The organism is Dietzia sp., from assembly GCF_036741115.1.
In the GTDB taxonomy this organism is placed as follows: domain Bacteria; phylum Actinomycetota; class Actinomycetes; order Mycobacteriales; family Mycobacteriaceae; genus Dietzia.
Genome location: NZ_DAINST010000038.1, coordinates 1 through 6,636 on the forward strand (window position 1 = coordinate 1; position 6,636 = coordinate 6,636).

Below are 6,636 nucleotides of genomic sequence, written 5' to 3' on the forward strand. Positions count from 1 at the left end.
GATCGGCGCTCCCCTCGAGCAAGCAGCACGAGGCCACCACCTCGCGCTTCCGCATGCGCAAGCCGGCCCAGCCGAAGTCGCGGCCCTCGCTGGCGGCGGAGAGCCTCGTCGACCTGCCGTACATCAGTCCTCGTGACCCGCAATCGGCGATCATGAGCGAGACGAAGATCGCCCAGGAGATCGCCGACTCCGAAGGCACGCTGCCCGAGCCGGAGCTGCGCGCCGGGGACATCGTCGCCGACCAGTACGAGGTCCAGGGCTGCCTCGCGCACGGCGGCATGGGCTGGATCTACATCGCCATCGACCACAACGTCTCCGACCGCTGGGTCGTGCTCAAGGGCATCCTCCACGGCGACCGTGCGGAGGCGCGCAAGGTCGCCATCGCCGAGCGCGAGTTCCTCGCCGAGCTGTCGCACCCGTCGATCGTCCGTATCTTCAACTTCATCCAGGACGACTGGGCCGTCTCGCCGAACCACGGCGGGTACATCGTCATGGAGTACGTTGGCGGGCCGAGCCTTCGGGACGTCCGCCGTCATTCCCCTGGTGGGGTCCTCGACGTGGAGACGGCCATCGCCTACATCCTCGAGGTGCTCCCAGCCCTCGACTACCTGCATTCGGTGGGGCTGGTCTACAACGACCTCAAGCCGGAGAACATCATGCTCACCGAGGAGCACGTCAAGCTCATCGACATGGGCGCGGTCTCCGGCATCGGCGCGTACGGCTACATCTACGGCACGCCCGGATTCCAGGCGCCGGAGGTCGCGCGGACGGGGCCGACGGTCGCCTCGGACCTCTACACGGTGGGGCGCACGCTCGCCTCGCTGATCTGCCGGCTGCCCGTGGAGAACGGCCGCTACGCCGACGGCATCCCGTCCCCGCTCGAGGAGCCGCTGTTCGCGAAGCACGATTCGCTGTACCGCTTCCTGCTGCACTCGACCGATCCCAATCCGCTCAAGCGTTTCCGCAGCGCCGAGGGCATGGCCGGGCAGCTCATGGGCGTGCTCCGCGAGGTCGTCGCGCTGCGCACGGGCATCTCGCAGCCCGCGTTCTCCTCGGTCTTCTCGCCGCAGCGCGCGACGTTCGGCACGCTGTACTCGCTCCGCCCCGTCGACGCGATGATCGACGGCCGCCTCCTCGTGCACACTCTCTCCGGGCCAGAGCTCGTCGATTCGCTGCCGGCGCCGCTCATCCGGCCCGGCGACCCGGCGGCGCAGCGGCTCACCGCCGTCTCCTTCGCCTCGCCGGAGGAACGGCTCGAGACCATGCAGAAAATGTATGACGACGAACGTGCCAAGATGGGCCTGCCCACAGAGGATTCGGCCGGTTCTCGGAGCCTGGCGCTGAGCGAGTCGGGTGCCGTGGCGGGCGGCGATTTCGGGGTCGAGGGTCCGGAGGATTCCGGGGCCGGCGGGGCCACTGGCGCTGCAAATCGCGGCGGGTCCGGTAAGCCCAGCGAGCATGGCGAGCACGGCCAGGAAACCCAGGCGCAGCGGGTCGCGCCGGGCGGGGGCGACGAGCCGACCGCGGACTCGGTGCCCATGGATCCGCCGTCGATGCCGACGCAGGCGGGGTCCGTACCGACGCAGGCGCCCTCCGTCTCGACACAGGCGCCCTCGGCCCCAACCCAGGCGCCCTCGGCCCCAACCCAGGCGCCCTCGGTCCCGACCCAAGCGCCTTCCATGCCGACCCAGGCGACCTCGGTCCCCGAGGAACCGCCGTCGATGCCCACGCAGGCGCCGTCCGTGCCGATGACACCGCCCTCGGTGCCCACCCAAGCTGCCGCCGTGGACGGAAAGTCTCAGTCGAGCGACGTCCACACCGAAGTCGCCCATACGGCCGACTTCGCAACCTCACGGGAATCCGTGGGCGCCGGGCGTTCCGAGGATTCGCAGTCGGCGCCGCGTGGCGGCGCGACCGGGGAGGGTCCGTCGGTCGGGCTCATCATGGCGCTGGTCCGCGCGCACCTCGAGGTGGGCGACATCCTCGCGGCGCGCACGATCCTCGCGCGCGAGCGGGATCATTTCGACACCGAATGGCGCCTGGCCTGGTACGCCGGGGTGCTCCTTTTGCTCGAGGGCAATCCCGTGGGCGCCTACCGCCGCTTCCAGCAGGTGCTCTCCGCCATGCCGGGCGAGACCGGCCCGAAGCTCGCGCTCGCCGCCACCGCCGAGCTGATCCTCGGCTACGCCGGCGAGGACGAGCGCGCCCGCTGGCAGCGCGCCTCCGAGCAGCTGTACCGCCGCGTGTGGTCCACGGACCGCTCGGTGATCTCCTCCGCGTTCGGCCTCGCCCGCCAGCTGCAGACCCGCGGGGAGACCGACGCCGCGATCGCCGAGCTCGACAATGTGCCGATGAACTCGCGTTACTGGGCCATCGCACAGCTCACGGCGCTCATGCTGCTCTGCGAGGGGCGAAGCGTCGAGGACCTCGAGGAGCGGCACCTGCGCGATGCCGCGCGACGCGTGGCGGCGCTACCCACCGGCGAGCACCGCGCGCTGCAGACCCGCTTCGTGGTGCTGCGCACGGCGCTCGAGTGGATCAAGAAGACCGATAAGCCGCGGCCCTCACAGGCACCGCTTCTCGGCGTCCCCTTCACCGACTTCGGACTGCGCAGCGGGCAGGAGAACGTGCTGCGCGCGCTCGCCCGCAACATGCCGACCCGCTCGCAGCGCTACCGGCTCGTGGACTGGGCGAACGAGGTGCGCCCGAACACCCTGTTCTAGGGCGGCCCGGCACTCCGCTCGTAGGCTGGGTGCATGAGCACCACCCCGCACCTGCAGTCACGCTTCGCCGACGCTCTCCCGGAGATGGCGTATCCGCAGGCTGCGGAGGAGCCCGCGCGGCCGCAGCTTGTCGCACTCAACGAAGCCCTCGCCGACGAGCTCGGCCTTGACCCCGCGTGGCTGCGCACCGAGGACGGGCTCGCGTTCCTCCTCGGGCAGGACCCCAGCGCAGGGAAGTTCGTCGCGCAGGGCTACTCCGGACACCAGTTCGGACAGTTCAACCCGAACCTCGGCGACGGACGCGCGCTGCTGCTCGGCGAGATCGAGACCGTCGAAGGTGCCGCTCCTTCCGGCGCGTCGAACAGGCTCCGCGACATCCACCTCAAGGGCTCGGGGCGCACCCGCTTCTCTCGGATGGGCGACGGCCGCGCCGCCCTAGGACCCATGCTCCGCGAATATCTCGTCTCCGAGGCCATGGCTGCCCTCGGCGTCCCGACGACACGGGCGCTCGCCGTCATCGCCACAGGCCTGCCCGTGCAACGGGAGGAGCCCCTGCCCGGCGCCGTGCTCGTGCGCGTGGCCGCGAGCCACCTGCGGGTCGGCTCGTTCCAGTTCGCGCGGGTCTTCGAAGGGCAGGCGGCAGCGAGCCGCGCGCAGGCCGGCGAGGCGAGAACGGACGGCGAGTCGGGAGCGGATGGAAAGGCGGGGCAGACCGGCGACTCGGGAACGCCCGGCGCGAGCGAGCCTGCCGCGGGCGAAGACCTCGTCCGCCGCCTCGCGGACTTCGCCATCGAACGCCACTACCCTGCTGCCGCGAGCGCCGAGAACCCCTACCTCGCGCTCCTCGACGCGGTCGTCGAGGCCCAGGCCGAGCTCGTCGCACGGTGGATGACCCTCGGCTTCGTCCACGGCGTCATGAACACCGACAATATGACCCTCTCCGGCGAGACCATCGACTACGGGCCCTGCGCCTTCATGGAGCAGGTCGACCCGCAGACGGTGTTCAGCTCCATCGACCACCAGGGCAGGTACGCGTACGGGAACCAGCCGAACATCGCGCTGTGGAACCTCACGCGGCTCGCCGAGACGCTGGTCCCGCTGTTCGCCGAGGACCCCAACGCGGGCATCGACCTCGCGCGCGAGCACCTCGAGCGCTTCGGCCCGCTGTACACCTCCGCGTGGCGCCGGCGGATGGCGGCCAAGGTGGGTCTGGAGGGCGCAGGAGAAGACGCACTTCGGGACGGGCCAGAACCATCCATGACGGCGGACGGCGCCGACTCCCCCGCCGACCTCCTCGCCGAACTGCAGGAGATACTCGCCGCCGAGCACCCGGACCACACGCGCTTCTTCCGGCGGCTCGCCGACGTCGCCGAGTCCGGCGAGCGCGAAGCCGTCCTCGAGCTCGTACCCCAGCGAGAGCGTCTCGACGCCTGGCTCTCACGGTGGCTCGAACTCGCCCCCGACGCCGCGGCCATACGCGCCGCGAGCCCCCTCTACATTCCTAGAAATCACCTCGTAGAGGAGGCACTCTCTGCGGCAGGGTCAGGCGATCTCGGCCCGTTCGGCGAGCTCCTCGAGGCCGTCACCGCTCCGTACACCAAGCGCCCGGGATTCGAGCGATTCGCCGAGCCCGCGCCCATCGATTTCGGCCGTTATACCACGTACTGCGGGACGTAGCCGGACCTATTGGTCGCCAGGGCCGGCACAGGAAGCCCGGGCCCGGACTCCCGCACCCGGCAATCCGGGGCTCGGCTGGGCTATCCCAGCCGGTCCGGGAGCTCGTCGACACCGTCTCCGGAGAGTTCCGGGAGGTATGCGATCCGCCCGGCCATCACCATGACCAGCGCAAGCGTCGTGCCCCGCACCGAGGGCGCCCCGGCGGGCCCGGCGCGCAAGGCGGTATCCGTCGATTCGAGCCGCAGCCCCTTGGCGATTCTCGCGCTGGGCACGGCGAAATTCTTCGACGCGAAGAACGAGGCGAGCGCATCGAGCGCATCGGCATCGGGCAGCAAGTCGAGGCCCAGGGGGCGGGCTATGTCCTGGCCGTGGACGATCACCTCGCCGAGCAACCCCAGCGCGCTGCCGAACGGCGCGACCTGCGAAGACACGGAGGCGCGGAGCATCGCCAGCGTCTCCTCGGCGCCCGCGCCGCGGAAGCGCCGCACCTTTCTGGCGTTGAAGCGATCGGGATCGAAGCCCGCCGCTGCCATCGCCAGCAGCCACGCCGGTGTCCCCGTGCGCGAGGCGGCCACGAGGTGCGCCGTCACATCCTCGACGTCCCACTCCCCGCACAGGGTGTCGGACATCCACTGCTCCGGGGACAGCGCGCTCAGCGCGTCGACCAGGGCGGCGCGCTCGTCGCGGACCATCGACCAGATCTCGTCGGACGTGTACTCGGACGCCATGAACCCGACAGTACGGGAGCCATGGCGGTGCGCTGGAAGATCGTTTTGGCGGAAGAGCCGAGTCCGGCGAATGCCGCGCAAGTCTCGGAGCTGCTCTCGGGCGCTGTCGATCTCGCATGGGAAAACGAGCTCCGCGTGTATCGGGATGCCTCGAACGCCGACGACCCGTGGGATCGATGAGCTCCACCCGCCGAGCACTTCTCGACACAAGTGTCGTCATCACAGGGTTCACGAATGAGCCGGCTGCTCCGAACTTCTCGTCGTACGACGAGCTCTTCATCAGCGCGTTGAGCTATTCGGAGCTCCATTTCGGACTCGTTACTGCTCTCCTCGAATCCCCCGAAAACTACTTCGTGCGCAAGCGCCGCTTTGACTCGATCGAAGACGTCTTCGGAATCGGAATACCCTACGACGACGCCGCGGCAGATGCCTACGGAGAGATCCTTCGCCACATTGCCGCCGGCACTAAGGACAAGAAAAGGCTCAGGGCACACACGCTCGACAAGATGATCGCCGCGATTGCGCTCTCGCGGGAGATGGATCTACTGGCTAAGAATGCCTCGGGTCTCAATGGCCTGGACGAGCTCGTCTCGATCGTCGAGATCTGAGCAAGGAGCCTTTCAGGCGAACAGTCGCGAATTGCCGCCGTCCTCAGGTCGTCGACTCCCGCTCGCCCCTACCCCGCCGACACGACCTCGTCGGCGAAGCGCGCGATGGCGAGCTCCTCGTTGGTGGGAACCACGAGCGCCGCGACCTTCGAGGCCGACGTGCAGATGAGCCGCGCGCCGCTGCCGTTCTCGTTCGCCTCGGCATCGACCTCGAGGCCCCAGTCGGCAAAGCCCGCGAGCACGTCCGCGCGCAGGCGTGCGGCGTTCTCGCCGACCCCGGCGGTAAACGTGATCGCGTCGAGGGTGCCGAGCACCGCCCAGTAGGCGCCGACGTACTTGCGCAGCCGGTGGACCGTGACCTCGTAGGCGAGGCGGGCGCGCTCGTCGCCGTCATCGGCACGGGCAAGCACCTCGCGGAAATCCGAGACGCCCGAGAGCCCCTTTAGACCCGAGCGCCGGTTGAGGCCCTCGGAAAGTTCCTTCGGCGAGACCCCACGCTCGGACATGAGGTGCAGCAGGGCGCCCGGGTCGACGTCGCCGGGCCGGGTGCCCATCACGAGCCCCTCGAGCGGCGTGAGCCCCATCGACGTCTCCACGGCGACCCCGCCGCGCACCGCCGAGGCCGAGGCCCCGTTGCCGAGGTGGAGGACGATCTGGTTGACGTCGGGGTACGCCTTCCCCAGGACGCCGGCGGTTTGCTCGGAGACGTAGGCGTGCGACGTGCCGTGGAAGCCGAAGCGGCGGATGCCCCAGTCCTCCGGCACGGCGTAGGTGTACGCCGAGGGTGGAAGGGTGGAAAAGAAGCCGGTGTCGAACACGGCGACGTGTGGGAGAGACGGGAACATATCGCGCGCAACGCGGATGCCGCGGAGGTTTGCGGGGTTGTGCAGGGGCGCGAGC

At 69.8% G+C, this 6,636-nt stretch carries 5 protein-coding genes; 3 read left to right on the forward strand and 2 right to left on the reverse strand.

Translation table 11 applies throughout. From position 1 onward, the window contains the following. Together V7E05_RS07555 and V7E05_RS07560 are read left to right on the forward strand one after the other, a co-directional pair. On the forward strand, positions 1-2,723 hold a 2,723-nt coding region (locus V7E05_RS07555), incomplete at its 5' end, for a tetratricopeptide repeat protein (RefSeq protein WP_333619057.1). 33 nt (positions 2,724-2,756) lie between these two features. Further along, entirely contained in the window at positions 2,757-4,400 is a 1,644-nt protein-coding gene (locus V7E05_RS07560) for a protein adenylyltransferase SelO (protein WP_333619058.1), read from the forward strand. Positions 4,401-4,480: 80 nt separating this feature from the next. On the opposite strand, the gene V7E05_RS07565 is transcribed toward V7E05_RS07560, so the two are convergent. Beyond that, entirely contained in the window at positions 4,481-5,128 is a 648-nt protein-coding gene (locus V7E05_RS07565; protein ID WP_333619059.1) for a maleylpyruvate isomerase family mycothiol-dependent enzyme, read from the reverse strand. A 176-nt stretch (positions 5,129-5,304) separates the two neighbouring features. Here V7E05_RS07565 and V7E05_RS07570 point away from each other — a divergent pair, with 176 nt between their 5' ends. Then, positions 5,305-5,736, forward strand: coding sequence for a PIN domain-containing protein (locus V7E05_RS07570; protein WP_333619060.1), 432 nt, complete (start codon positions 5,305-5,307; stop codon positions 5,734-5,736). 68 nt (positions 5,737-5,804) lie between these two features. On the opposite strand, the gene V7E05_RS07575 is transcribed toward V7E05_RS07570, so the two are convergent. Beyond that, positions 5,805-6,636 (reverse strand): acetate/propionate family kinase (locus tag V7E05_RS07575; RefSeq protein WP_333619061.1); only part of this gene is annotated, 832 nt, incomplete at its 5' end.